Raw genomic sequence first — 25,547 nt, 5'->3', positions numbered from 1 at the left:
TAAATGAAAATCTCTCTAATAATATCTACTTATAACTGGCCGGAGGCGTTGGCATTATGCTTGGAAAGTGTATTGCTTCAGAAGGTTCTTCCTGATGAAATACTTATCGCTGATGACGGGTCTGGAAAGGAGACAGAGCGAGTTGTGGCAGAATATAAAAGTAAGTTTAATATTCCTTTTATTCATGTATGGCATGAAGATGAGGGGTTTCAGTTGGCGAAAATCAGAAATAAAGCCATTGCTAAAGCCTCATCCGATTATATTGTCCAAATTGATGGTGATTTAATTTTGCATCCCTATTTTATTCGAGATCATCGAAAGTTTGCGCGAAAAGGATCGGTGGTACGCGCCAGCCGTATTTACCTTGATCGGGAATTTTCCGAGAAAAAATTGACGAAGCGTGATACAAAGGTAAATAGATTCGATAAAGGAGTTTCGAACTTATTCAGTGCTTTTCGTTTTCAGTTGTTATGGAAATATTTTGAATTTAATTATAAAAACAAAGGCAACGAGCGTTGGGAGATTCATGGTGCCAATATGGCCTATTGGAGAGAAGATGCCATTCGTGTGAATGGCTATAATGAAGACTTTAAGGGCTGGGGGCCGGAAGATAAAGAATTTGTCGCTAGACTTCTAAATATCAACATCAAAAAACGATTCTTAAAATTCGGCGGCATTGTGTTTCACATCTGGCATGCGATAAATGCAAAAGAGAATTTAGGCAACAACAATTGTTTGTTTGCAAAAACAAAAAAGCTAAATTTGACCTATTGTGATAACGGTATTGATAAATACCTGAAATCATCTGATTAGCACTTACGGTTTTATAGCTATTTTTTGGAAACTTCAATAATTATTACAACGTATAATAGGCCCGATGCATTGGAATTGGTGCTATTGTCTGCATTAAATCAAACAGTTTTGCCGAGTCAAGTTATTGTTGCAGATGACGGTTCTGATGATCGAACAAGACAGCTTGTCCATCGTTATGAGCAGGTTTCTGAAATTCCAATCAGCCATGTTTGGCAGGACGATTGTGGTTTTCGCGTTGCACGTATTCGAAATCAAGCGCTAGCCCAAGTAAAATCACCCTATGTTGTACTTGTCGACGGTGATATCCTTATGGCACCAAATTTTATTGAAGACCATCTAAAACTCGCCAAAGTCGGACATTTTATCCAAGGTGGAAGGGTTTTACTGAATCAAGCATTAACAGCTAAATTGTTAACTGAGTCGAATCAACTAAGGTATCCGAATATGTTTCAGGCGGGATTCGAATCTGGTCGGTTTGAAAAGAGAATAAGTAGTTTTCGTAATCTTCTTTTAGCACGATGGACTGCGAAAAACCTAGCACATAAAAGAAGCAAAGTACGCTCTTGTAATATGTCCTTCTACATGCGCGATGTCCGTGCAGTGAATGGTTTTAATAATCTTTTTGAAGGTTGGGGCCGGGAAGACAGTGAATTTGTGGAACGTTTATTCAATTATGGACTCAAAGGGCAACTAATCAAGTTTGCTGCAATTGGGTATCACTTATATCATAAGGAAGCGTCTAGAAAAGCACTACCACAAAACGATTATTTATTAGAAAAGACAAAATTAGAAAAGCTGACATCCTGCGCTGACGGACTTTCTAGTTTCCTATAGTTATTCATTATCATGGGAATTCCAAAAAATATATTTCAAACATTTAAGGATAATAAGATTCCTTGGCTTACGAAGCTCTATATTCGCTCATTTTTAAAAAAGAATAAGGATTATTCGTATGAGTTCTATGATGATCAACGGGTGAGTGACTTCTTTGCTGAACATTTTGATGAGCGCATTAATAAAGCTTATCATCGTCTTCAGATAGGGGCCGCCAAAGCAGATTTTTTTCGCTATGCTGTTTTATATATATATGGTGGTATTTATATAGATTTAGATAGTGATTTGTTAGTCTCCATCGATAAATATCTAAATAGCGATGACGTTGCAGTAATAACGCATGAGAACAATAGGAGCCTGTATGCACAATGGGCACTTATCTTTGATAAAGGACATCCTTTTTTAAAAAGAACGATGGAGCTGATTGTGGATAATATTGAACAGAATCGATTTCCACATGATGTACATGCGATGACAGGCCCAACAGTTTATACATTAGCGATTAATGAAGTTCTGAAAGAAAATCCGAATGTAGCGTATCGCTGCATTGAAGATGATTATAAAGGATTACTGAAATTTAAGTATAAATTAGGTAAACTCATGATTTATAAAGACAAATCTAACCATTGGAAGAAACTACAACTGCGTATTCCTGTTGTAAAACCTGATTCAGACTTTTAGGCTTATTTATTTTAAGGGAGAGTTATTTTTACTTATTTTTGAGGAAAAAGCATTGCACATCGATGAATTTCAAAAGAATCTTTTTGCGAAATAAAAATAATAAGATTTACTATTATATTAAAGCAATTCTTAGGGAGCTAGTTCCTGATAGTCTTTTTCAAGCCCAACTGACAAAGCGTTTAGATAGCACTTATTATCGCAAAAATGCCACATATATTGATGATAGGGTAAATTATTACAATAAGTTGGAACGGCTTGAGCCTTTAGATCAGGACGCCATTGAAATAGGCAAATATCGCGTACCAGAACGCATACGCGTTTATTATTTCGACAGTAAGGAATATTTAAGGTTTTTTAACCCCAAATTGCGGTTCAGTATTTTGCCCGGTGATATCATTCATATTCCCTCACATCCGACTTTACTCAAGAGCCGACCTATTCATGGTAATAATAGCAATGCAATAGTCTTAAATTTGGATAAAGCAAGACATTTTAATTTTCTTCAGGACGACGTGTCTTTTGATAAAAAAATAGATATGTTGGTCGGAAGGAGCGGTTTTGGACAGATTCATCGAAGTCGATTCTACCAATTGTATTATGATCATCCATTGTGCAATATCAAAAAGGCTAATCGATCTTCCGATAAGGATTATTTATCCATCGCCGGGCACCTTGATTATAAATTTATTTTGGCGCTTGAGGGAAACGATGTTGCGACAAATTTGAAGTGGATTATGTCCTCTAATTCTATTGCGGTCATGCCTATGCCGAAATATGAGACTTGGTTTATGGAAGGACGCCTAATTCCAGATGTTCATTTTATTTGTATTAAAGATGATTATTCTGATTTGGAGGAAAAATTACGGTATTTTATGGCAGATGATCATGCGGCTAGGAGGATCGTAAAAAATGCACACGAATATATTGCTCAGTTTAAAAATAAAAAAATAGAGGATATAATCGCATTAAAAGTCTTGGATAAATATTTTACGCATACCGTTCAGCCTAAATTACAATAAGGACTGATAACAGTTTATGAGTTCTGATGCAATTTTTTCATCATTAAATTTTTGCACATAGTGACGTCCTTGTGAAATCATCCTTGCACTGGTTTGAGAGTCGCTCAGAATACGTTTGATCGCTAGATTTATTTCGTCTACATTTGAAGGGTCTACATAACAAGACGATGGTCCACCAGCTTCTGGAAATACGCCCGAATTGGTTGTAATGACAGGAGTACCAGCATATAAGGCTTCGATGATAGGGATACCAAAGCCTTCAAAGATAGAAGGGTATATAAAAATTGATGCCATCGAATAAATAGTCGATAGTTCTTCAATAGTAAACCCTTGCTTTATAATGACTTTTCTTTCCAATTTGTTGGCTACAATATATCTGTTAATCTCCTCAAGATAGGGCGTTTTCTTACCAATTATTAATAATGGGATATCGATATCCTGAATAGCTTTTACAATTTGTAAAACATTTTTTCGTTTTTCAATTGAACCCACATTTAACAGAAAGTCTTTGGGTAAATTATATTTTAACCTTAATTTGTCCTGCTCGTCGTCACTTTTTGGAACCTTGAAAGCCGGATGGCAACCCTGATAGATAACCTCGATCTTATGTTCGGGAATTGCATAGTAATCGATGATATCTGATTTAGTCTGTTCACTAATTGCAATAATTTTATCCGCGTGATTAACCGCTAATTGGAATTTCTTGTTGTATATCCAACGATCGATGGGTTTATAGAGTTCGGGATAGCGTAAGAAGATTAAATCATGTATCGTGACAACAGATTTAATTCCACGAGCTTTTAAACCCCTTGGTATTTCTCCTGTAAGCCCGTGAAAGAGTTCTACACCGTCATTAAGCAGGTCAGATGCTATTCCAAAGCTTCGCCAAAGTGCGGGAAAAGCGCGGTTAAATGTGCTTTTGGGGAGACGAATTTTTTCTTCGATAAGCGCCTTCTTCGAAAGATCATTATCGTCCAATCTTGGTGTATACTTCAAATAAGTATTGTCCGGATAATATTGTTCCAGTATACGGACAAGGTCCCGACTATAATTGCCTAAGCCTGTTCGATTGAGAAAATATCGTTTAGCGTCAAATCCAATTGTTATCATGCTTGACCCGGTTTAGCTTTCTTTAAAAATGTGTTCAAATTTACTTAATACCAAATCCCAATTATAATATTTAGAAACATATTCTTTAGCTTTTGCCGCAATGATGTTCTTATCGGTATTTGGATCTTGCAAATATGTGATAATGGAACTTAGGGAGTTGAAGGAATCATAACAGAATACAGCTCCACTTTTGCGTTCATGTTCGACCATGACATCACACTTTTTGTTACCAATGACTGGTTTCCCTAAATGGAGCGCTTCTAATGTCAATAGTGATAAACTCTCAGCGAGTGAGGGATTAATAATGGCAAAGCTTTGTAGCATTAGCGCTTTTTTTTCTTCCTCGCTTACAAAACCAGTATAGATGATATCAGGATCTTGCTGAACATCCATGGTATTTTCTCCTGTAAGTACAAGCTGCAAGTCGATCTGTTTTTCCGATTTTAATTTCAGAAAATAGGCCATAAAATTGTTGATTTTCACTGGTGTAATGCGACCACAATAAAGTAAGTATGGTGATTTGATCTGATATTTGGCACTGATGGTTGTCGCAGCTGCTAAGTCATCTATTTGATTGACGCCTATGCCAACAATTGTATTTTTTGCCAGCGAATTTCTGAAAATTTCTAAACACATTTCTTTTTCACTTTCTGTATTAAAGGCAATATGATTGACTTTTGAAAATAAAAGTGTGTTGATACTTCTAAATAACATGCTCTCCATATGTGCAGTGGGAATCAGAATAGACTTCTGTGGTACAAGGAGTGATCCCAATATGGTTAGTGGGTTTTCGTAAGTAAAGAAAATGAATTTGTCGAAATCGTGTTGGAATTCCCTAATATAGTTAAGTAATGAAGACGAATAAAATGGATGTCCTTCCAAATAGGTTGATTCATCATCAACTTTGAATTTCCAAACAGGAAATAAGGAGAAAATAGGCTTTGCTAATCCCCAGCGATAGATCAATCGGCGTATCTTCCGGGCGATTTTACTTTTCTTTTCGGAACGCAAATTTTTATCGGTCACGAACCTCGTCACAGGTATTCCCTGTATAATTTCTAGGCCCGGAGTGAAATCTTCCGCTGGTTTATTTAAAAACTTAATAGTGGTGGTTAATACAGTCACGTCATGCTTTGCTGATAATCGTTCAGCTAGCATTCTACAATGGAATTCGGCTCCACCGGTGATATCCAATCCGTATCGAATGGTTATTAACCCTATCTTCATCCTATTGCTCTTATTTTTTCAATCACCATTTCCGGTGTAATTAAATCAATTGCTTCTATCCCATCACAATCACAGGGCTTGTTGCCGTACACTGAACTCGGTCTGTTGGGGTGTTCAACTTGGATGCAATCTGTTAGCTGCTGCCCGTAACCGGTGAATCCAGCATAAGGATGCGTTGCTCCCCACAAAGAAAGACACCTTACACCCATCAACGATGCCATATGAAGTCCCGAAGAGTCCATACTGATCATGAGATCTAGATTTGAAATCAAATCCAGTTCTTCCCGCAGCGAAAGCTTGCCTATGGTATTATAGGTGTTGGGAAATCGCTCCGTCCAGTTTTGCGCAATCTGGAATTCCTGTTCACCACCGCCAAACAACAAAACATCATAGCCATTGTGTGTCAATATCTCTATCACATTTTCCATCTTGGTTTGCGGAAAAATCTTATAACGATGTTGCGCAAATGGGGCAATGCCAATTTTCTTTCGATCGAAATTCGCGAACATACTAAATGCAGCTTTGGGTACATCCTGCAAATTAAGAACCAATTTATTGCTGAGTTCAAATTTGAAACCTAATGCGCGAAATACATCTGCATAACGCTCGACCGTTAGCTTTAAAGGAACCTTAATTTTGTTGTTTTCGCGGGTTAAAGCTTTTTTTTCCGCTCTGCCTTTGTCAAGTTGTTTTACTTTTACACCCGATAAGGAAAATAAAAGATCGACTACGCGGGAGCGTAAATTGAAATGTAAGTCAGCTACAGCATCTGCGCCGTATTGAGCCAGTTCTTTTTTTAGCTTGACTAATCCAAAAAAACCTTTATGAATTGTTTTGGGTTCAATCGCGTGAAACCGTACACCTTTTATTCCATCAAAAAATGGGGCAAAGAATTGCCGGCTGACCATTATGATTTCTACATCAGGGTATTGAATACAGAATTCTTTCAATACTGAGGCGACCATGGCAACATCGCCCATAGCTGAAAATCGGGTTACTATGATCCGCTGCGGTAAGGACATGTTTTATTTTCCTGATGAATATAGGACAGGGTTCAATGCCGGATCGTTATACATTTTCATCTGTTTATAGACTTTCATGTATTTATCGCCAGATGCGATGGCGGTCATCAATTCATCAATACTTTGGGATAAATCTTTTCGTTGTTCCAATAAAACGTTTAGTTTTTCCTGGCAGGAAATGATATGTGTTTCGGAAGCATCTGTGCGCAATGTTTCCTGTTCCATGTGGTAGATTTTTAGAGCCAGAATGGAAAGTCTATCAATAGCCCATGCCGGACTTTCAGTATTGATTGTCGCTGTAGAACTCGCCTGTATATCTTGAAATTTTTGCAGAAAATAACTATCAATGTACTCTACTGTATCTGTGCGATACTGATTGGATTCATCGATACGTCTTTTCCAGTATAAGCCTTCTTGAGGTTCAATAGCGGGATTACGCACAACATCTTCCATATGCCATTGTACAGTGTCAATCCAGCATTTTAAATAGAGGAGATGTTCCAGGGATTGTTTGTCATACGGGTTTTGGATTGGATGATCAATCTGATCGTATACGTGGTAATCCTGGATAGCACGCTGAAAAATTGGATTTGCTATTGCACTAATCATGTTACAAATATAAAATATATTATGGAGTTATTCTTACTATTCAACGCAGACATTAAGGGAATGAATTGGACGATAAACTTATTAAAATGAAAGAAGTTTCCTGTTTTCTAGAATGCCGAAAGTAATAAATCGGGAAAGATACCTAAGATCAACACGGCCACGGTACATAAGATTCCAATACACAAGAGTAGCACATTGAATTTAACCGCTGGAGATCCCGTATTTTCCCTTAGAAACGCATTCAGTGGTATCTTAAAATAATAAAATAGGGAGATGACAGATGTCAATGCACCCACTAGGAGTAATGCCAGCAAACTAAAGGATTGGAAGTTTTGGTATTGCTCGAATACTTTGGAAAAGACCAAAAGTTTCCCAACAAAACCCGCAGTAGGAGGTAGGCCGACCAAAGCGATTAAAACAATCGAAAAGGAAGTAAACAATAAGGGAAATTGCTTTCCTAAGCCACGATAAGATTCAATCGTGGTATTTCCTAAACTAGCTTCCAAGGCATCAATAAAGATAAATACAGCAATATTCATCAGCGCGTATATGGAAAGGTAAAATAAGAGCACATTTGACTCATTATTTTGATAAACCAATACAGCCATAAGGAGTATACCCGTATGTCCGATGGAAGAGTAGGCCATCATTCTTTTGGCATCCTGTTGACGCAAAGCGGCTAAATTACCAATCAGCATAGTTGCAATGGCGATCGCAATAATCACATAAGTCAGAAAATCGCTGAAATAAAAGGAGACATTGAGCCATGCGGATAGTATCTTGGATAAAAGTACAACGACCGCAATTTTGGGTACAGTAGCAAGATAGGTGGTAATCACTGTTGGGGCACCTTGATAAACATCCGGGCTCCAGACATGAAAGGGAAAAAAACTCAGTTTGAAACCAATACCTGTCAGCAAAAATAATAAAGCAATGCTGATCATGATCTGGGGTGCTTCCATCAATCCGGCAATGTGGCTTGGTGCGTCAAAATTCAGGTTTCCCGTGAAACCGTATAGTAAAGACAAGCCATAGAGCATAACGGCGGCACAGATGGATCCAAACAGGACATATTTTAAAGCAGCTTCGGATTGAACCTTTGTGGAAGAAAAATAGCCAACCATAATATAGGAGCTGATCGAAACGGTCTCCACAGCAATAAAGATCATCAGCCAGTTACTCGACATCGTCAGCAGGTTCAGGCCAAGAGTTGCGGTCAGTAGCACGGCGTATAGGTCGCCTAAGGGGCGATCTTGCTGCCGTTGTTGGATGAAGATACAGATGAGCATTGTCGACAACAGCATAATCAAACGTGTAGCTACGGCAAATGCATCAATATGGATCATATCAAAGAAGCCTGTTGCCTCTACCTTACTGAGTCCCTGTCCCACAAGGTAACAACCACTGAGCAATAAGCCAATGAGGGTAATGACAAAAGAGGTATTCTTCCAGTGTTTGTCAATAAAAAGACTAGCGAGGATAGTACCAATAAAAGTGACGATCAATGTCAGTTCGGGCTTAAAATAAGGAACGCTTACGATAATCTGATCGATGAAAGAACTGATATATGGACTGAATGCGAGCATGCTGAATTAGATAAATTGTTGGATAAAACTTACGAGATTCAGAACACTGGCGTTTAGGTTGTTAAATACTAATGCCGGCATAATTCCAAGTAATAGCGCGAGCGCTAGGGTAGGAAATAAGATCACTTGTTCGCGTATATTTAAGTCTGTCAGTGCATTACTCCAGGAGTCTCCGCCTTTTAAGCGAATTTGTCCAAAGAACATACGTTGCAGTGTCCAAAGTAGATAGGCCGCACTTAATAAGATACCTATGGATCCCGCCAGTGCCATCCAGCGCGGTAATCCAGTTCCTATACTCGCCGCATTGAAGGAACCGATAATGACAAAGGCTTCGCCAATAAAGGCTGAAAAGCCGGGCAGGCCTAGGGATGCAAAAAATGCGACAGCGACATAACCTGTGTATTTGGGCATAATTTGAGCTAGGCCACGGAAACTATAGATGTTTCTGTCATGTACCCGGTCATAGACCACGCCAACAAGGAAAAAGAGTGCCGCCGATAAAAATCCATGCGAAATCATCTGAAACATGGCGCCAGAAATACCTTCTGCACTCAGCGATGCAACACCAAGCAGCACAAAGCCCATATGTGAAACCGATGAATAGGCAATCATTCGTTTCAGGTCTTTTTGTGATAAGGCATTCAAAGCCCCATAAATAATGGAAACAACACCGATTAACCCAAGCCACCAATTGGATAAGGCTGCCATATCGGGAAAGATGCTGTAACAGATACGGATGATACCGTAACCACCAATTTTGAGGAGAATACCGGCAAGAATAATAGATACTGGTGTTGGCGCTTCAACGTGCGCATCCGGTAGCCAAGTATGTAGCGGAACAATGGGTACTTTAATGGCAAAGGCAAAGAAGAGCACAATGAAACCGACCAGACGAGCGGAAATGCCCAAAATCTCCTGATAACCTTCCCAGCCGAAAATAGAACCCTCAAGATAATTCTGTGGATTCATCATATAGATCATGTTGAAGGTATGTGCTCCAGTCAAGGGGTTGATTACTGAAAAATACAATCCGACGATAATCAACAACATAAATACAGACCCGAATAGGGTATATAAAAAGAATTTTATAGCTGCATATTCGCGTCTTGCACCCCCCCAGATACCGATCAAGAAGTAGAGTGGCAGTAACATGACTTCATAAAACAAATAGAATAGGAAGAAATCCAATGCGCAGAAAATCCCCATAACGGCCATATTAAGTACCATGAGCAAGGCAAAATATCCCTTCGGACTTTTCTGAATATTCCAGGAGGCACCTATAGCCATCAGCATAACGAATGCACTCAGCAATAACAAGGGCATGGAGATCCCGTCAATACCAATAAGATAATCAATCTCTAGTTTTCCTATTGATCCTAAATCTAACCGGATCCAGGAAAGCTGTTCAACAAATTGATAGCCCGCCAGATCTTGGACTCCTGTTTTGCTTGCATCAAATTGTGCATAACATATTCCGGCCAGTACAAATTGTATTGCTGTGAATGCTAAAGCAATATATTTGTAACTCGATTTATAGCGTGTTGGTAAGGCGAGAATGAGCGCCGTAGCCAATAGCGGTAAAAATATCAATAAGGATAGAATAGGCATTTCCTAAAAGAATATAAGATAAATTAAACCAAGTAAAACTGATAAAAAGACGGAATACAATGCTGTCTGTATCTTTCCATTTTGGACCAGGCGAACTTGATTGCCTGTCCAATAGGCTACAGTAGCAACCGTATTAACAAAACCATCTACAATATATTTATCTATCCACACACTTAGCTGTGAGAGGGATAAGACGATAAACTGAATCAAAGAAACGAAAGCGTCAACGATGTGACGATCAAACCAATAACAGAACTGCGCTAATTTTAATGTGCCATTCACAAAGACTGCTTGGTAAAATTCATTGATATACCCCTGGTTGAAAGCGGCTTTTAATGCCTGGCTAGCTGAGTTCAAAGGGTATTTATTTTGTACATACCATTTCCAGCCGATGATCCAGCCAATAACCGAACCAAGGAGCAGTATTGCAGGGATAATAAGGTGTGCACTATGGCTTGGTGCAAAAGCATATTCATCCAATAAAAGGCCGTCCATCAACCAGGAATCGTGATACGAAAACGGATTGAAAGAGAATACCGGAAATAGACAGAAGAGACCCAACGTAAACATCGGGATCAACATGGTCTTTGGTGCTTCATGTAGCGGATGATCATGTAGTTTGCCCTGAAGCTGTTTTAATAGTCTGAACTCTCCAAAAAAGGCTTTAAAGAGCAGACGACCGATGTAGAAAGCCGTTAAAATACTTACTAGAATTAAAATTGCAGGGATGATAAGGTATAAGTTACCTTTTGAAAGAGCCCATTCAAAGGAAGAGATGACGATACTGTCTTTGGATAGATAACCTGAAGTCAAAGGGAAGCCTGCAAGTGCTAGCGAAGCTATACACATCAGCACGAAAGTCTTTGGCATATAATGACGTAGTCCACCCATATTCCGTAAATCCTGCGGATCAAAGTCCAATTGGCTATTTGATTTGAGATGGGCCATTTCATGAATGACAGCTCCGGCAGAAAGAAATAATAGACACTTAAAGAAGGCATGCGTAGTCAGATGAAATAAAGCAGCATCCCATGTTCCAATGCCAATGCCAACCATCATAAAACCAAGCTGCGATATGGTCGAAAAAGCAAGAATACGTTTGATGTCGTATTGGCCAAGCGCGAAGTATGCGGCCAAAGCAGCGGTTATTGTGCCGATGATGGCAATAAATAATAAGGCAGATTCATTAAATAATGGAAATACAGTTGCCAGCAGAAATACACCGGCAGCAACCATGGTCGCGGCGTGAATCAACGAGGATACGGATGTAGGGCCTTCCATCGCATCAGGAAGCCATACATGTAATGGAAATTGTGCAGATTTAGCCATCGCTGCCAAGAAAAAGGCTAATCCTGCAATGGTAAGCCAAATCTGAGGTAAACTATTGACTGGAGATGTCCATAATCCTTGGGCGATTGTGGATTGATAAATCAAGCCATTGTCCCCAAAGAGATCGATTAAATTGAGGGTTTTGAACTGTGTAAATAGGATCGCAAGCCCAATTAGAAACCCGAGGTCGCCGATGCGATTGACCAAAAATGCTTTTTTATTGGCTTGTACAGCTGTTTCACGTGTGAACCAGAAGCCGATGAGGAGATACGATGCGAAACCGACTAATTCCCAAAAAACATACATCAATAGGAGGCTATCCATAATGACCAATCCCAACATCGCAAAACAAAATAAGCTAAGATACATCCAATAGCGGTGAATACCTGAATCGCCATGCATATAGGCTCTGGAGTATATATGTACGGGTAGGGCAACCGTCGGTACCAAAAAAAGCATCAACGTGCTCAAATTGTTCAGCAGGATACCAACTTTAAATGATGTTTCACCAATAGTGAACCAGCTTACTTGCATTGATACTGCCGGATTATTCCATATAGAGAACCAGGTCAATCCACCAGCGATAAAGCTGAGGATAATAGCCGTGAGAGAAACTAGGCCCGACTGGTCGCGTTTGCCTGCTATTGCTTGATATAGGAATGCCACAAATGGCGCTGCCAAGGTAAACAGTGCGGTCAGAAGGGGCGATATGTGAACAAATTGATCCAATGCTTACTTGTCTTTTAATTGGTTGATCTCATCCGGATTAATGGTTTTGTAATGTCTGTAGACATTTAATACAATAGCCAACCCCACAGCGACTGCTGCGGCTGCAAGCACAATGGCAAATAGAGCAAAAATTTGCCCGCCATAACTGACCTTATCATATTTTCCAAAGGCTACAAAGTTCAGGATGGCGGCGTTGATCATCAACTCAATACCGACCAAAATCATAATTGCATTTTTCTTGGAAAGAACCGTATAGAGCCCAATGCAAAAGATGCAGACACTGACAACTAAAAAATGCGTCAGCGTAATCATGTCGTACGCTCCTTTCTGGATAAATGTGAGGCTCCGATTAAGGCCATCATCAAAAACACGGATATAATTTCAAATGGTAAAACGTAAAAGGTCATAAAACGTAAACCAATCTGATGAATGTTATTATCTGTTGCGACAATCTCGGTGTTATTTTCCCTAGCTTGTAAAATCCACGCAGATGGTGCTTGTCGCCATTCAACAATGCCGTATAGCATAAGCAATAGGAAGCCAAGTACGATGGGAACCGTCTGCCACTTAGGCATGGTTAAGAATGAACCGCTGCTATCCTGAAGGTCTTTCAGGAGTTCTTTGTTGGAGAGCATAAAGGCAAATAACATCAATATGAGCACGCCTCCGACATACACCATAATTTGCGTGATAGCTACAAAATCGGCTAAAGCAAATAAGTAGAGTCCTGCCATAGCAAATAATACAATAAAAAACAGGAACAATGCGCGAGCGATATTTTTAAGATTGACCAGTAAAAGTGCTGAACCGATTGCTAGGATAGCAAAAGCGTAGAATAAAATACTTTCCATCTTTTATTTTTGCTTTGCTGCCTCCTTTTCAGCTTGAAACTTGGTCCATTCTGCTTTGCGCTGTGCGACCTCACTATCGGTCATATCTGAAAAACCATAGATAAGATCGGTCAGTTTTTGAGAACTGCGGTCATATTCATTGGTCATGGTAATACATTCCGTCGGACATACCACAGTACAAAGGCCACAGTACATACATTTGGCCATATCAATATTGAATTTGGCCGGATATAGTCTTTTAACGCTGCCATCGGAAGTTTTTCCAATCGCTTCCGGTGATTTGATAGCTTCGATTTCGATGCAGTCGACAGGACAAGCCTTTGCGCATAGATCACATACAATACAGTCCTCGATATCGACTTGCAATTGATAGCGGGCAACTTCGGGGATTGGCATTTTTTCACGCGGGTATTGTACGGTGACAATACCTTCTTGTTGATCAAAGTAATTGTCTTTCTTGATATTCAATTCTGTTCGCGAACGTCGGGCACCAAACAAGTGCTTAACAGTCAAAGATAAACCCTTGATTGCCGTACGAAATGCATGCGAAGCTGTTTTAAATATCATATCCTATGCTATAACTAAAATTCGCCAAATTGCAGAGATGGCCATACAAAGAAAAGCCAGCGGTGTCAATACTTTCCAACATAAACTCATCAGCTGGTCTGCACGTAACCGTGGTAATGTCCATCGAATCCACATTTGGATACCAACAATAAATAATGATTTGGCTAATGTCCAAAATATTCCCCACACTAAACCTGTGGTCCAATCGGCCAAGCGTATTGCACCTATGTTTGGTAATGGTGTATTCCAAGCGCCTAAGAAGAGAACAACTCCCAACATCGATACCAAAAACATCATGGCATACTCTGCCAAAAAGATAAAGGCAAATTGTATGCCCCCATATTCTGTATGGAAACCACCAACTAATTCAGATTCGGCTTCCGGGATATCAAAGGGTGCACGATTACACTCGGCAAGGGTAGCAATAAAGAATATGATGTAGGTAATAATCAAATGTGGGGCCTGAAAGATGTTCCAGGCGAAAAGGCCTCCGATCTCATTGACTTCCCAAAAACCAAAGAATTTAATGCTTCCATGAGTTAGAATTCCTTGTCCAATAGCAATTTCATTCAAATTTAGGGTCTGGGTTAGCATCACTACAGCAATCAGCGAAAGGCCTACCGGTATTTCATAGGATACCATCTGTGCAATGGCACGCATGGAACCCAATAAAGAATATTTGTTGTTAGATCCCCAACCTGCCATTAAAATGCCCAAAGCATCAATGGAGATGATGGCCATAATAAAGAACAAGCCTGTATGTGTATCCGCAGGGATAAAATCTTTGGCCCAGGGAATAACGGCAAAACCTGTAAATACAGCAACGAAAATAACGATAGGAGCAACTCTAAAGAGTATTTTATCGGCCGATGAGGGGGTAATTAATTCTTTTTGTAATAATTTGAGAATGTCGGCAATCGTTTGGAGACTGCCATACTTTCCTGTTTCCATCGGTCCTAGACGATCTTGTACAAATCCCGCGATCTTACGCTCGGCATATACTGCAAATAAGGTAAAGGCTGCTATAAAAGTGAAAATAGCAATGGGAACCAAGATATGTAGTATTGTTTCTAACAAGTCTTATTTATAATGATTTTTAATAAGAGACCAATGAATACGCAAACTTAACGAAAAACAGGGAATTTAGATAAGGAAAAATTAAAATATACTTAACAAGTAGATTATCGTGACAATAACGTAACGACGGTGCATCCTATAGTGTTCGAGTGGGTGGTTTCGGACAGCTGTAAAGTTCTCCATGTTGGTTGGGGTAGAAATAAAAAAAGCATCCCCGAGGGATGCTTTTTAAGGATATAAATCGAAATCGGATTAGCGATTTGAAAATTCAACGTAGTCGCGTTCTGTGTGGCCAACGTATACTTGTCTAGGACGACCGATAGGCTCTTTGTTTTCACGCATTTCTTTCCATTGTGCAATCCATCCTGGTAGACGGCCTAAAGCAAATAATACGGTAAACATATCTGCTTTGAAACCTAATGCGCGGTAGATGATACCTGAATAGAAGTCAACATTCGGATAAAGTTTTCTGTCGATGAAGTATTGGTCATTCAATGCTGCTTCTTCGAGTCTTTTAGCGATATCCAATACCGGATCTTGAACGCCTAATTTTTCCAAGATGTCATCACATGCTTTTTTGATGATCTTAGCACGAGGGTCGAAGTTTTTGTAAACGCGGTGACCGAATCCCATCAGACGGAAAGGGTCGTTTTTGTCTTTTGCTTTAGCAAGATATTTTTCAGCATCACCACCATCATTTTTAATGGCCTCCAACATCTCGATTACAGCTTGGTTTGCACCACCATGTAATGGTCCCCATAATGCATTGATACCCGATGCAACAGATGCATAAAGGTTTGCATTGGATGAACCAACGATGCGAACAGTAGATGTTGAACAGTTTTGCTCATGATCAGCATGTAAAATCAACAATTTGTGCATGGCGTCAATCACCACAGGATCGAATGTTTTTTCATCATTCACTTCTCCAAACAGCATGTTTAGGAAGTTGTCAATGTAACCAAGGTTGTTTTTTGGATAAACAACAGGATGACCCAATGATTTCTTTTGAATCCAGGAAACGATCGTTGGCATTTTTGCCAAAAGATTGATGATCGTTTGATCCTCTTCTTCGTCAGTTAAGTTAGGATTTAAAGATTCTGGGTAAAATGCCGATAATGCGCCTACTAAACACGAAAGTTGGCCCATTGGGTGAGATTTGGATGGGAATCCAGCGAAGAAGTTTTTCATGTCTTCGTGAATCATCATTTGCTTTTTGATGTCAGCTCTGAATTTTTCCAATACCTCTTTTTTGGGAAGTTCTCCATAAATCAACAAATAAGCAACTTCCAAGAAAGTCGATTTCTCTGCCAATTGTTCAATTGGATATCCTCTATATCTCAATATGCCTTTTTCACCGTCAAGGAAAGTAATCGCACTTTTCGTTGCACCTGTATTTTTGTATCCTGGGTCTAACGTAATAAATCCGCTTAGATCTCTTAATTTCGAAATATCAACTGCTTTTTCATTTTCAGTACCGACAATGACCGGAAGGTCATACGAAGTGCCGTCTAAATTTATAGATGCTTTATCTGACATGTTTATATATTATCTTATATCTGATTTGTTATGCTAATCTCACAAATTTAACTATTTGATATTTAAAATTGAAAGTTCTTTTGGAATTAAAATGACATGACTGCGTCATTTTGGATAATATTCACGAATTATTTACTTAAATAAGCAAATAATTTATTCAAATTTAACATTATCTTATTCTGCAAAAATATCAATCTATTTTTCGTTGCGCAACCTTTCCTTTGTCTTCGTAGTTGCCGTGTTTGCCCGATCCGAAAAAAGGTAGTATGACAAAACAAACCAGAATAATGGACGTTAGTGTCAGAATTCCTGTAGTCCACAATATTTTGCTGAAGTTTTCCGCCTCCAATAGCTTAATACCCCAAAGTCCCAAAAGGAAATAGGTGGCAACGAAAAGGATCACCAGGGTGAATAATATGCCGAATATATATTTCATAGCTGAATTAATTTATGGGTTGTGAATGGATTGACCTCAGTATATTGAGCTGAATCGTACCGATTTACATTTTAAAATATCTCATGGGATAGCTATCACTTTTAAGGTTGAATCTCCCGTAATACACTAGATTTTATTGAGAATCTGTTTTTTTAATGTGTCGAATTCTTCTTGGGTAATGATATTCTCACGAAGCAGCAGCTGTAGCTTTTGGAGTTTCTCGACAAAGTCACCCTCTTGCTGAATATGATCTTTGATCTCCTCTTTTTGAAGGTCGAATTGCTTTCCGAGTTCCATACCGACTCCCAGTTGTGCACCTACACCAGCAATTCCGCCTTCATTTTTAGCTGCGTCGCGTAGTGCCCGTAATTTTTCTAATTCAACATAGCTCAGACCTGCCTGTAGCGCTGCTTGATTTTGTGTGCTTAAATCGGCGATTTCTCCAATTCTTCGTTGTGTATTGGCATCAAATTGAGTTCCTAGGATTTTGAAATCCGTAATGTCGAGACCAAGGTCATTAAAGTCTTGTGTAACCGCGGTCTTGATGTCGTTGGAAAGTAATCCCAGTTGACTGTCAATCTCATTGTAACCCAGTTTCTTTTGTGCAATCTGCGCGATAATTTGTTGGGGGATCCGATTATTGATGATGTCTTGAATAACAGCTGTGTTAACCGTATTTTGATTCGCCACAATGTTTTTATAGAAATGTACAGGTTCCTTAATGAGGTAAGAGAACGTACCATTCAAGCCGATTTCTATCGGTAAATTGTAATGGGGGTCGATATATTTAATAGGTGTTCCCGTTCCCCAAGATTGATTGACAATAGCGGCTGTACGGAAAAAGTAAATGTAGAGCTTATGTTCTGATTCAAAATTTTGCCGCAAACGTGCTAAAGTAGTAAAGAATGGATGGTTGTCCGTTTTCAGATTGTATGTGCCTGCCTCGGTCAGCAAGTTTTCACCTTTTCCTTCGTAGACGAGGATGCAGCCCTGCCCTGGAGCAAGGATCAGCTTACTGGAATTTTTGATCTCATTCCTTTCAGATGGAAATTTATACCATAATATTCGGGGATCCTGGTTTTTCCACTCAATGACCTCAGAAAGCTGGTTGTTAAAAAGATTAAATAGTCCCATAGTGTTTAATTTAGTGTGTCGAATTTGGGGTTATACCCTTCAAACTTGTTGATTTGTTTGCCATTATTATCAAAATAATAATAGTTGCTCCCGTCTTTTACAATAAAACCATCCTTTAACAGGCATCCATTTCCATAAATGGACTTTAGGTCTGTGCTGATCGTTTTTTGTATGGCCCCCGTTGTTATATCCAGCAACTGGATCTGTAAGGGGTCGTCCTCAGCAGGTGTCGGCTTATACGCAATGAGAAGTGTTTTGTCATTTTGAGCAACCACTACGGGCTGGAAGTAAAGTCTGCCCGGTGTAAAGTCTTTGAAACTGATCAGACGGGCTCCTTTAAATTGCCATGGATTTATCAAGACCTTTTTGTATGGATCGCGGTCGGTAAAAATACCTGATCCGCCGTAATCCTTATCCCAGGAAAAGCGTGGGCTATCTTTGGGAAATCCATATTGATATTGGTAGCTGTACTGGATCAACTGAATTTTTTCTTCTGGGTAATAACTTGATTTACTTGAAAAGGTGAATTCCGTTTTTGTTGTTGGGTTGGGCAGCTTTTTCCTTCTTTCATCGTACAGTTGTTTATCGGGAATAGATTTGTTAATTAAGGGGTAATAAGCTAGGTTTTGTCCTTCATTGTTGACAATCTGATAGGCAGAGCCATAGTCTTCGTATTTAAATTCAACTTTAGCGATGCCTGTGCTTAAAGATGGAGCATCTTTTACATAGTTCTCTAGGACACTTTTATAAGTGAGTGTATTTCTGTCCAGCTGATAAATATATTTGGATTTGACGATGATATAAAGATGCTGATCTTCAAATACCTGAAGTTTGACGTCGCTGCTCGACAGTTCGACGGGAGTTTCCATCAAAGTCTTAACCCATTCTTTCTTACCAGTTTTTGGGTCGAAGAGCCCAATATAAACCTTATTGTCCTTGCCTTCGTCCATTCGCCCCCTGAAGGTTCCGACATTACCGACGACGACGATATGTGGCGTATTATCTTTATCCAAAAATAGCGTGTTACTTGCGTAATTCCATTCCAGCGGTTGGGCTTCTTCTTTTTTCTCTGCTGTATTGGAAGTGCTGTAAGTTGAATAATTAGACGCTGGCTTTTTGGAAAATAGAGCACTTAGGGCTCCAATGACAAACATCAGCGCAATAAAGCCCACAACAGCAAATAATACAATCCGTATGGCTTTATATTGATCTTGGTTGTTGCGTGGGTAGTTATAGTTGTGGTTGATATTGATGTCATCACTATCCAGAAAAAATTCTGTTCCACAACTATCGCATTTGTAATAATCGGGGCGTAGTGTGGTGATTTTTATACTACCACAATGCGGACATTTGATCGCTTTGATATTTTTGGCCATTTATCTTTCTTGTATTTGTTTAAACCATCTCCTTTTGGAGTGAACGGTGCGACTGATTGCTATCAATTTCACACAGCGAAAACTCCTGTTTTTTCCATTGATGAAGCGATTTATGAATGAATTTAGAATTAAAATAAACGTATAACAAATTTTTTGCCAGCTAACTTATATTCGTCGGATTTGAGTTTAAATGCGCAGGAAATGAGCTATTTCTTTTTTTTAAGGGGTTACAAAGTCCCTATTTGCGTGAAGATCACAAAGGCAATAAAAAATATTTTTTGTATTTACGAATTATTCGTAGATTAGTAGTAGATTAGAAAAAGGAAGATAAAGATATGGAAAAATTAACAGCACAGGAAGAGCAGGCAATGCAATCGATTTGGAGCCTCAATGGAGGTTTTATAAAAGAGATCTTGGATAATGTAAAAGGTGAGAAGATGCCTTATACGACTTTGGCTTCGACAGTAAAAAATCTGGAGCGCAAGGCTTTTGTGAAGGCAGTACGCTATGCCAATGCCAAACGCTATGAGCCGATGGTGAGTGAGGAAGATTATAAGGCTAAGTTTATGAATTCCTTTGTGGGCGATTATTTCAAAAATTCCTATAAGGAAATGGTTTCCTTTTTTGTACAGGAAGAAAAACTGACCGCCGATGAGTTAAAGGAGATTATGGACATGATTAAGCATAATAAATCTTAATCGCATGGAAAGTCTACTAACCTATATTATACAAGTCAATCTGTTGTTGGGTATTATCTATCTGGGATATATTGGACTGTTGAAAGGCTTGACGTTCTATTTTTTAAATAGAGCCTACTTCTTAGTAGGGGGGCTATTTGCTTTCCTGTATCCATTTTTGGATTTAAAGTCTTTGTTTGTACAGCGCGGATTGAATATGGGGGTCGTAGGCGAGCAAATTTCGCTTTATATGATGGAACCGGAGGTTCAACAGCAGCTGACATTAGGGAGGTTGGTGGAAATCGTATTTATGGCCGGTGCTGTTTTATTGTTATTAAAATTTGTATTTCAATTATTGAGTTTATTGCGAATTCATCTGAATTCGAGGTCCGATCAATGGCGGACGTATCTATTTCGGAATGTACTGATTCCTATTGTTCCGTTTTCGTTTTTGAATAAAATCTATGTCAACAAAGACCAGCATCTGGATGCTGAGCTAAAAGATATTTTTAAGCATGAGGATATTCATGTGAAAGGCCTTCACAGTTTGGATATTTTATTGTTTGAAATGATATTGGTGTGTTGTTGGTACAATCCTTTCGTCTGGCTCATGCGCAGGGCCATTCGCCAAAATTTGGAGTTCCTGACTGATCAACAGGTTCTCGATAAAGGAATTGACAAGCAGACGTACCAATACAGCCTATTGAATGTGTCCAAAAAGGGCACTTCAGTAGGATTGAGCAATCAATTTAATTTTAAACTTTTAAAACGTCGTATTATGATGATGAACAAGAAGCGATCATCGAAAATAGAGCTGAGTAAATACGCCTTTCTTTTACCCATATTTTTGTTGACAGGAGCAGCGTTTACAGTAAGTAAAGCGGAGGGTAGTATTGAGGGTGTAGTTGAGAAGGCAAATGAAACTGTATTACCTATTCCGTTGCCAACAGTTGATTTAAAATCTCAGACAGACCAATCAAATATAAAGGCTACTTCGTTAACGGATACTTTGGCTAAAGCACATCAAGTGGAGACAAAAGATTTTACGGAAATCAAGAGATCCGCTATTGATTTCTCTAAAGATCAAAAGTATTTTGTGGATAATAAATTGGTCTCTAAAGCAGAGTTTTTGGCTATTCCTGAAGGAAAACTGGCAAAGTACTGGTTTTCGAATGATAGTGATCTGATCAAGTATCGGACGAAGTCTTCAATTGATATTGCTGGCGGAGCAGTTTTGGCCAATACTGTCGAGATGCAACAACATTCGGATATAGCGCAAAAGAAATTGCGCTGTGTTATGAATGGTATTGTGCAGGAAAAAACGTTTACTGTAGATGATATCGATCCAAATGCTATAGCGTCAGTCTCGGTATTACAGGGTAAGGCTGCTATTGATAAGTATGGTGAAGATGTTGGGAAAGATGGCATCCTTGAAGTGGAATTGAAAGAAGGAGCTCATATTGGTAAAGACGCGACTAGATTGAAAGGAAATACTATTGGGATAGAGGTTCGTGCCAATGCAGACCCTAGAAGTGAACCGCTTTATATTGTGGAAGGAAAGGAAGTTAATTCAACCATTATGTCTGCCATTCCGGGGACGGAAATCCAATCGATTGATGTGATTAAAAATAATGCTGCATCAATATATGGTGAAAAAGGGAAGAACGGAGTTATTCTTGTTAAGTTGAAGAAAAATGGTTCACCAAAGATCACAAATCAGACCCTTACTTTTACTTATGATAAAAAAGAAGATGCAGGTAACGTTGACAAGATGAAGGTGAATGGAAACCTCTCGGAAGTTGTTGTGATGGGTTATAAAAAAGAAGATGCGAACGGACCCGAGCTCAAGGGCCGAGCGCAGGGAATCCCTGGAAATATCATCGGATTGACAGATGATGGATCTGGAAAAGTCGCTGCCCGTAATATTAAATTTCGCGGAGTTCATGGAGCTAAGGGCAATCCACTATTTGTTGTCGACGGAGAGATTGCCGCAGACAAAAAAATCAAAGATTTGGATCCGAATACAATTGATAACATTACGATCTTAAAAGATCAAAATGCTACTGCACTATATGGTGATCAGGCGGATAATGGCGTCATCATTGTGAACACCAAGTCTTATGTAAAGGAACACCCTGAAATATCTTCTGATGTAAAGGACCGTCTATCGGGAAAAGTGAGAAAAGTAATTAAGACTGAGTTGGGGAAGGAACAAGGTGAAGCGATTAAGAAATAGACAAGGTCGATACAATAAAAGTACAAGAGTTACACAAGAAAAAGCCGATATATTCGGCTTTTTCTGACTTATTTTGTATTCAGATTTGTCATCGTCAGCTCGATGCCGATATTGATAAAACTCTGGATCATTTTTACAGAATGGTCAATTAAAGCCGGTAGTTCGGCTTGTTCCTCTTTGTCAAAAGGACCTAGTACATAATCTACTTGTCTACCTTTTGGGTAATTATCGCCAATACCGAAACGTAAGCGCGGATAAACCTGTCCGCCACAAAGCTGTTCTATGGATTTAAGTCCGTTATGACCGGCGCTGCTTCCTTTGGGTTTCATGCGTAGCGAGCCAAATGGAATGGCCAGATCATCTACAATCACCAATACATTCTGAATTGGAACTTTGCATTGTTGCATGTAGTAGTTGACGGCCTTGCCACTTAAGTTCATGTAAGTTGTAGGTTTAATCACAGTAACATTGTGCCCCCGTTGCTTAAATTCGCTATAGTAGGCCAACTTGAGCAAGGAGAAACTGGCGCCAGCCTGTTTAACCAGCTCGTCGGCAACCATAAAACCAATATTATGTCGTGTATCGGCATATTCACTGCCAATGTTGCCTAATCCAACGATAAGATAATTCATGCTGCAAAAATAGAAATTTAATAAACAAAAAAAGCACCGAATTTCGGTGCTTTCTGTAGTATTTTAAAATCTTGCTCAGATTATTTTTTACCACCTTTAGATGCTTTAGCAGCTTCTTGTTCAGCTTGACGCAATGCACGAGACATGATTACTGATACGATTGTATCATCAGCATTGTTCAATACTTTTGCGTTTTCCAATTGAATTTGACCTACACGAACTGATTTACCAACTTCTAAAGATTCCATTGGTACGGCAATTTCTTGTGGCAAGTTTGCTGGTAATGCTTTTACGCGTAAATTACGTAATTTTTGAACTAATTTACCCCCCATTTTAACACCTGGAGAAGTTCCTGTTAATTTGATAGGGATATTCAATGATACTTCTTTATCATCAAATAATTCTAAAAAGTCAACGTGTGTAACTAAATCAGTTAATGGGTGGAATTGTGCGTCTTGAACGATAGCTCTTTTAGTTTGACCGTCAATGTTTAATTCAACAATGATTACGTCTGCAGTGTAAAGAACTGGTTTCAAATCAGCTGCGGATACAGAAAGAGCTGTTTGCTCTGTACCACCGTAAAGTACTGCTGGTACTAAACCTTGGTAACGCAATTCTTTTGCATCTCTTTTCCCTACGTTCTGTCTTACAGAACCGCTAATAGCAATTGATTTCATCTTTTAATTTTTTATAAATTTGAGGTGCAAAGATAATCTAATTTCTGATATTATCAAAAAAATACGATTGTTATTGGTTCGAGAACAGGCACTTATTCAAGGTCCTTAATCTTTCCATGTCTATGAACAGACCTATTCAACGCTACTTGGTTTAGCCTAATATATGATCAAATTAATATCAACCCTTATATTAAAACCGGTATAGAGCTCGTTTAGCAGGGAAATAACAGGGGATTAATAGGGGTTTACCCCTATTAACCCCCTATTAACCCTCTGTTATCCCCTTGTAATCCCCCTTTAAATCCCCTGCTAATATAGGAATTGAGATAAATCAATTGTTAACTTGTGTACGAGATAAAAAAGCTATAAAAAAAAAGACCTTGGCCACTGAGCTGAATGCTTTCTGTACCAAGGTCCAATATCTAGGATCTAAAACGCAAAGATTATTCTACTTCAAATAAATCAGAGATTGAAGAGTGTTGATTTACACTGGTGATTGCTTTTGCAAATAAATCAGCCGTTGATAATACTTTAATTTTAGTCGATTGTTTTGCTTTTTCTGGATCCAATTGAATGGTATCTGTTACGATCATTTCTGACAATACCGAGTTTTCAATTGTTTCATATGCCTTTCCGGATAACACTGCATGTGTACAAACGGCTCTTACGGATTTTGCACCATTTTCCATGATAAGTGCTGCTGCTTTTGAAAGTGTACCAGCAGTATCACAGATGTCATCGATCAAAACAACGTCCTGACCTGTTACGTCACCGATGATAGACATCGATTCGATTTCGTTTGCACGTTTACGACGTTTGTCACAGATAATAACTTCTGCATTGAAAAATTTAGCAAAGGTACGCGCTCTGTATGAGCCACCCATATCTGGGGAAGCAATCGTTAGGTTCGGAAGTTTTAACGATTTGATGTAAGGGACAAAAATGATAGAACCATCCAAATGGTCAACAGGGATATCGAAAAAACCTTGGATTTGTGCTGCGTGTAGGTCCATTGTCATGATACGGTGGATACCAGCTGCAGTCAACAGATTGGCGATCATTTTTGCGCCAATAGCAACTCTTGGTTTGTCTTTTCGATCTTGTCTTGCGAAACCAAAGTAAGGGACTACCGCTGTGATATAATGCGCTGAAGCTCTCTTCGCTGCATCTGTCATCAATAATAATTCAAAAAGATTGTCGGTAGGTTGGTTGGTAGATTGGATGATGAATACATCACTTCCGCGAACTGATTCATTGTAGAATGGTTGAATCTCACCGTCGCTAAAACGCGATAATGTTTTGTCTCCTAGTGGTTTCCCGTAAGATTGTGCGATTTTTTCGGCTAGTTCTGTAGTGCCAGAACCTGCAAATAGTTTAACCGTGTTGAATTGCAAAGGCATGGTTTTGTATATTTATGTTGGGTTATTGTATTGTCGTTTATTCAATATTTTTATTCCCTTACTGTTTTTTAAAGTTAAACATTAAAAAAAATGGATTGTTTTCACAATCCATATACCTTAACTTTAAAAGTTGTCCGACCTGGATTCGAACCAAGACAAACAGAACCAAAAACTGTCGTACTACCCTTATACTATCGGACAATGTCTCTAAAAAGTCAACGTTTCCGTTTTTCTCTTTTTGACGACGCAAAGATAGAGATTTGTTTTAAAAATCAAAATGTAAATTTAAAAAAATCTAAACCCTTTTATAAATAATAAGCCTTGCATATAACGCAGAAAAGGCTTGCATTTGCAAGCCTTTTCTATTGTTTGTTGTCC

General features: G+C 38.9%; 24 protein-coding genes. 6 read left to right on the top strand and 18 right to left on the bottom strand.

Annotated elements, in window-relative coordinates:
- The first annotated feature begins 3 nt into the window (after window positions 1-3).
- From B3600_RS07820 to B3600_RS07805, 4 genes are all read left to right on the top strand, one after another.
- On the top strand, window positions 4-813 hold the full coding sequence (locus tag B3600_RS07820; protein ID WP_083295763.1) for a glycosyltransferase family 2 protein: 810 nt from the start codon (window positions 4-6) through the stop codon (window positions 811-813).
- A 24-nt stretch (window positions 814-837) separates the two neighbouring features.
- Window positions 838-1,647: a glycosyltransferase family 2 protein gene (locus tag B3600_RS07815; RefSeq protein ID WP_286752616.1), complete on the top strand. Its 810-nt coding sequence runs from the start codon at window positions 838-840 to the stop codon at window positions 1,645-1,647.
- Window positions 1,648-1,659: 12 nt separating this feature from the next.
- Window positions 1,660-2,328 carry a glycosyltransferase family 32 protein gene (locus B3600_RS07810; protein WP_286752615.1) on the top strand — a complete coding sequence of 223 codons (669 nt, stop codon included), beginning with the start codon at window positions 1,660-1,662 and terminating at the stop codon, window positions 2,326-2,328.
- Window positions 2,329-2,390: 62 nt separating this feature from the next.
- Window positions 2,391-3,347 carry a glycosyl transferase family 90 gene (locus tag B3600_RS07805; protein ID WP_286752614.1) on the top strand — a complete coding sequence of 319 codons (957 nt, stop codon included), beginning with the start codon at window positions 2,391-2,393 and terminating at the stop codon, window positions 3,345-3,347.
- On the opposite strand, the gene B3600_RS07800 is transcribed toward B3600_RS07805, so the two are convergent.
- From B3600_RS07800 to B3600_RS07730, 15 genes are all read right to left on the bottom strand, one after another.
- The gene (locus B3600_RS07800) at window positions 3,339-4,457 is read right to left on the bottom strand and encodes a glycosyltransferase family 4 protein (protein WP_286752613.1); all 1,119 of its coding nucleotides are present in this window, start codon (window positions 4,455-4,457) and stop codon (window positions 3,339-3,341) included. The two genes, B3600_RS07805 and B3600_RS07800, sit on opposite strands and share 9 nt — an antisense overlap.
- A 12-nt stretch (window positions 4,458-4,469) precedes the next feature.
- On the bottom strand, window positions 4,470-5,684 hold the full coding sequence (locus B3600_RS07795; RefSeq protein WP_286752612.1) for a glycosyltransferase family 4 protein: 1,215 nt from the start codon (window positions 5,682-5,684) through the stop codon (window positions 4,470-4,472).
- On the bottom strand, window positions 5,681-6,706 hold the full coding sequence (locus B3600_RS07790) for a glycosyltransferase family 9 protein (RefSeq protein ID WP_286752611.1): 1,026 nt from the start codon (window positions 6,704-6,706) through the stop codon (window positions 5,681-5,683). The genes B3600_RS07795 and B3600_RS07790 overlap by 4 nt, the downstream gene beginning before the upstream one ends.
- Before the next feature lie 3 nt (window positions 6,707-6,709).
- A complete protein-coding gene (locus B3600_RS07785; RefSeq protein WP_046672771.1) occupies window positions 6,710-7,315 on the bottom strand; it encodes a DUF4254 domain-containing protein in 606 nt (201 codons plus the stop codon).
- Between the two features lie 107 nt (window positions 7,316-7,422).
- Window positions 7,423-8,901: an NADH-quinone oxidoreductase subunit N gene (locus B3600_RS07780; protein ID WP_286752610.1), complete on the bottom strand. Its 1,479-nt coding sequence runs from the start codon at window positions 8,899-8,901 to the stop codon at window positions 7,423-7,425.
- 6 nt (window positions 8,902-8,907) lie between these two features.
- Window positions 8,908-10,509, bottom strand: a complete 1,602-nt coding sequence (locus tag B3600_RS07775; protein ID WP_286752609.1) for a complex I subunit 4 family protein — start codon at window positions 10,507-10,509, stop codon at window positions 8,908-8,910.
- A gap of 3 nt (window positions 10,510-10,512) precedes the next feature.
- Window positions 10,513-12,567, bottom strand: a complete 2,055-nt coding sequence (locus B3600_RS07770; protein WP_286752608.1) for an NADH-quinone oxidoreductase subunit L — start codon at window positions 12,565-12,567, stop codon at window positions 10,513-10,515.
- A gap of 3 nt (window positions 12,568-12,570) precedes the next feature.
- Window positions 12,571-12,879: an NADH-quinone oxidoreductase subunit NuoK gene (gene nuoK / locus B3600_RS07765; RefSeq protein WP_286752607.1), complete on the bottom strand. Its 309-nt coding sequence runs from the start codon at window positions 12,877-12,879 to the stop codon at window positions 12,571-12,573.
- A complete protein-coding gene (locus tag B3600_RS07760; RefSeq protein ID WP_286752606.1) occupies window positions 12,876-13,418 on the bottom strand; it encodes an NADH-quinone oxidoreductase subunit J in 543 nt (180 codons plus the stop codon). Before B3600_RS07760 ends, nuoK begins: the two co-directional genes overlap by 4 nt.
- Before the next feature lie 3 nt (window positions 13,419-13,421).
- Entirely contained in the window at window positions 13,422-13,985 is a 564-nt protein-coding gene (locus B3600_RS07755) for a NuoI/complex I 23 kDa subunit family protein (protein WP_046672765.1), read from the bottom strand.
- 3 nt (window positions 13,986-13,988) lie between these two features.
- Window positions 13,989-15,062, bottom strand: coding sequence for an NADH-quinone oxidoreductase subunit NuoH (gene nuoH, locus B3600_RS07750; protein WP_046672764.1), 1,074 nt, complete (start codon window positions 15,060-15,062; stop codon window positions 13,989-13,991).
- A gap of 252 nt (window positions 15,063-15,314) precedes the next feature.
- Window positions 15,315-16,601, bottom strand: coding sequence for a citrate synthase (locus tag B3600_RS07745; protein ID WP_046672763.1), 1,287 nt, complete (start codon window positions 16,599-16,601; stop codon window positions 15,315-15,317).
- 190 nt (window positions 16,602-16,791) lie between these two features.
- Window positions 16,792-17,037, bottom strand: a complete 246-nt coding sequence (locus B3600_RS07740; RefSeq protein ID WP_046672762.1) for a hypothetical protein — start codon at window positions 17,035-17,037, stop codon at window positions 16,792-16,794.
- Between the two features lie 126 nt (window positions 17,038-17,163).
- The gene (locus tag B3600_RS07735) at window positions 17,164-18,171 is read right to left on the bottom strand and encodes an SPFH domain-containing protein (protein ID WP_112374865.1); all 1,008 of its coding nucleotides are present in this window, start codon (window positions 18,169-18,171) and stop codon (window positions 17,164-17,166) included.
- A gap of 5 nt (window positions 18,172-18,176) precedes the next feature.
- The gene (locus B3600_RS07730; protein ID WP_112374864.1) at window positions 18,177-19,547 is read right to left on the bottom strand and encodes a hypothetical protein; all 1,371 of its coding nucleotides are present in this window, start codon (window positions 19,545-19,547) and stop codon (window positions 18,177-18,179) included.
- A 335-nt stretch (window positions 19,548-19,882) separates the two neighbouring features.
- Between B3600_RS07730 and B3600_RS07725 the strand changes: the two genes are divergently transcribed.
- Together B3600_RS07725 and B3600_RS07720 are read left to right on the top strand one after the other, a co-directional pair.
- On the top strand, window positions 19,883-20,245 hold the full coding sequence (locus B3600_RS07725) for a BlaI/MecI/CopY family transcriptional regulator (protein WP_046672759.1): 363 nt from the start codon (window positions 19,883-19,885) through the stop codon (window positions 20,243-20,245).
- A 4-nt stretch (window positions 20,246-20,249) separates the two neighbouring features.
- On the top strand, window positions 20,250-22,460 hold the full coding sequence (locus tag B3600_RS07720) for a M56 family metallopeptidase (protein ID WP_286752605.1): 2,211 nt from the start codon (window positions 20,250-20,252) through the stop codon (window positions 22,458-22,460).
- A 68-nt stretch (window positions 22,461-22,528) separates the two neighbouring features.
- Here B3600_RS07720 and pth read toward each other — a convergent pair whose 3' ends face one another.
- The 3 genes from pth to B3600_RS07705 all read right to left on the bottom strand — a co-directional run bounded on the left by pth (window position 22,529) and on the right by B3600_RS07705 (window position 25,169).
- On the bottom strand, window positions 22,529-23,092 hold the full coding sequence (gene pth / locus B3600_RS07715) for an aminoacyl-tRNA hydrolase (protein ID WP_070561240.1): 564 nt from the start codon (window positions 23,090-23,092) through the stop codon (window positions 22,529-22,531).
- An 80-nt stretch (window positions 23,093-23,172) separates the two neighbouring features.
- Window positions 23,173-23,769 carry a 50S ribosomal protein L25/general stress protein Ctc gene (locus B3600_RS07710; RefSeq protein ID WP_046672756.1) on the bottom strand — a complete coding sequence of 199 codons (597 nt, stop codon included), beginning with the start codon at window positions 23,767-23,769 and terminating at the stop codon, window positions 23,173-23,175.
- A 443-nt stretch (window positions 23,770-24,212) separates the two neighbouring features.
- Window positions 24,213-25,169 carry a ribose-phosphate pyrophosphokinase gene (locus B3600_RS07705; protein ID WP_046672755.1) on the bottom strand — a complete coding sequence of 319 codons (957 nt, stop codon included), beginning with the start codon at window positions 25,167-25,169 and terminating at the stop codon, window positions 24,213-24,215.
- Window positions 25,170-25,547 lie beyond the last annotated feature (378 nt).

Source organism: Sphingobacterium sp. UBA2480 (assembly GCF_002341965.1).
Classification (GTDB): domain Bacteria; phylum Bacteroidota; class Bacteroidia; order Sphingobacteriales; family Sphingobacteriaceae; genus Sphingobacterium; species Sphingobacterium multivorum.
The sequence above is the reverse complement of the archived record's forward strand: the minus strand, read 5'-3'. Positions and strand labels throughout refer to the sequence as shown.

Excerpts from the sequence above, each read along its gene's own strand:
- B3600_RS07820 (WP_083295763.1), top strand. The coding sequence starts at position 4 with ATGAAAATCTCTCTAATAATATCTACTTATAACTGGCCGGAGGCGTTG.
- B3600_RS07810 (WP_286752615.1), top strand. The coding sequence starts at position 1,660 with ATGGGAATTCCAAAAAATATATTTCAAACATTTAAGGATAATAAGATT.
- B3600_RS07805 (WP_286752614.1), top strand. The coding sequence starts at position 2,391 with ATGAATTTCAAAAGAATCTTTTTGCGAAATAAAAATAATAAGATTTAC.
- B3600_RS07800 (WP_286752613.1), bottom strand. The coding sequence starts at position 4,457 with ATGATAACAATTGGATTTGACGCTAAACGATATTTTCTCAATCGAACA.
- B3600_RS07795 (WP_286752612.1), bottom strand. The coding sequence starts at position 5,684 with ATGAAGATAGGGTTAATAACCATTCGATACGGATTGGATATCACCGGT.
- B3600_RS07790 (WP_286752611.1), bottom strand. The coding sequence starts at position 6,706 with ATGTCCTTACCGCAGCGGATCATAGTAACCCGATTTTCAGCTATGGGC.
- B3600_RS07785 (WP_046672771.1), bottom strand. The coding sequence starts at position 7,315 with ATGATTAGTGCAATAGCAAATCCAATTTTTCAGCGTGCTATCCAGGAT.
- B3600_RS07780 (WP_286752610.1), bottom strand. The coding sequence starts at position 8,901 with ATGCTCGCATTCAGTCCATATATCAGTTCTTTCATCGATCAGATTATC.
- B3600_RS07775 (WP_286752609.1), bottom strand. The coding sequence starts at position 10,509 with ATGCCTATTCTATCCTTATTGATATTTTTACCGCTATTGGCTACGGCG.
- nuoK (WP_286752607.1), bottom strand. The coding sequence starts at position 12,879 with ATGATTACGCTGACGCATTTTTTAGTTGTCAGTGTCTGCATCTTTTGC.
- B3600_RS07760 (WP_286752606.1), bottom strand. The coding sequence starts at position 13,418 with ATGGAAAGTATTTTATTCTACGCTTTTGCTATCCTAGCAATCGGTTCA.
- B3600_RS07755 (WP_046672765.1), bottom strand. The coding sequence starts at position 13,985 with ATGATATTTAAAACAGCTTCGCATGCATTTCGTACGGCAATCAAGGGT.
- B3600_RS07745 (WP_046672763.1), bottom strand. The coding sequence starts at position 16,601 with ATGTCAGATAAAGCATCTATAAATTTAGACGGCACTTCGTATGACCTT.
- B3600_RS07740 (WP_046672762.1), bottom strand. The coding sequence starts at position 17,037 with ATGAAATATATATTCGGCATATTATTCACCCTGGTGATCCTTTTCGTT.
- B3600_RS07735 (WP_112374865.1), bottom strand. The coding sequence starts at position 18,171 with ATGGGACTATTTAATCTTTTTAACAACCAGCTTTCTGAGGTCATTGAG.
- B3600_RS07730 (WP_112374864.1), bottom strand. The coding sequence starts at position 19,547 with ATGGCCAAAAATATCAAAGCGATCAAATGTCCGCATTGTGGTAGTATA.
- B3600_RS07725 (WP_046672759.1), top strand. The coding sequence starts at position 19,883 with ATGGAAAAATTAACAGCACAGGAAGAGCAGGCAATGCAATCGATTTGG.
- B3600_RS07720 (WP_286752605.1), top strand. The coding sequence starts at position 20,250 with ATGGAAAGTCTACTAACCTATATTATACAAGTCAATCTGTTGTTGGGT.
- pth (WP_070561240.1), bottom strand. The coding sequence starts at position 23,092 with ATGAATTATCTTATCGTTGGATTAGGCAACATTGGCAGTGAATATGCC.
- B3600_RS07710 (WP_046672756.1), bottom strand. The coding sequence starts at position 23,769 with ATGAAATCAATTGCTATTAGCGGTTCTGTAAGACAGAACGTAGGGAAA.
- B3600_RS07705 (WP_046672755.1), bottom strand. The coding sequence starts at position 25,169 with ATGCCTTTGCAATTCAACACGGTTAAACTATTTGCAGGTTCTGGCACT.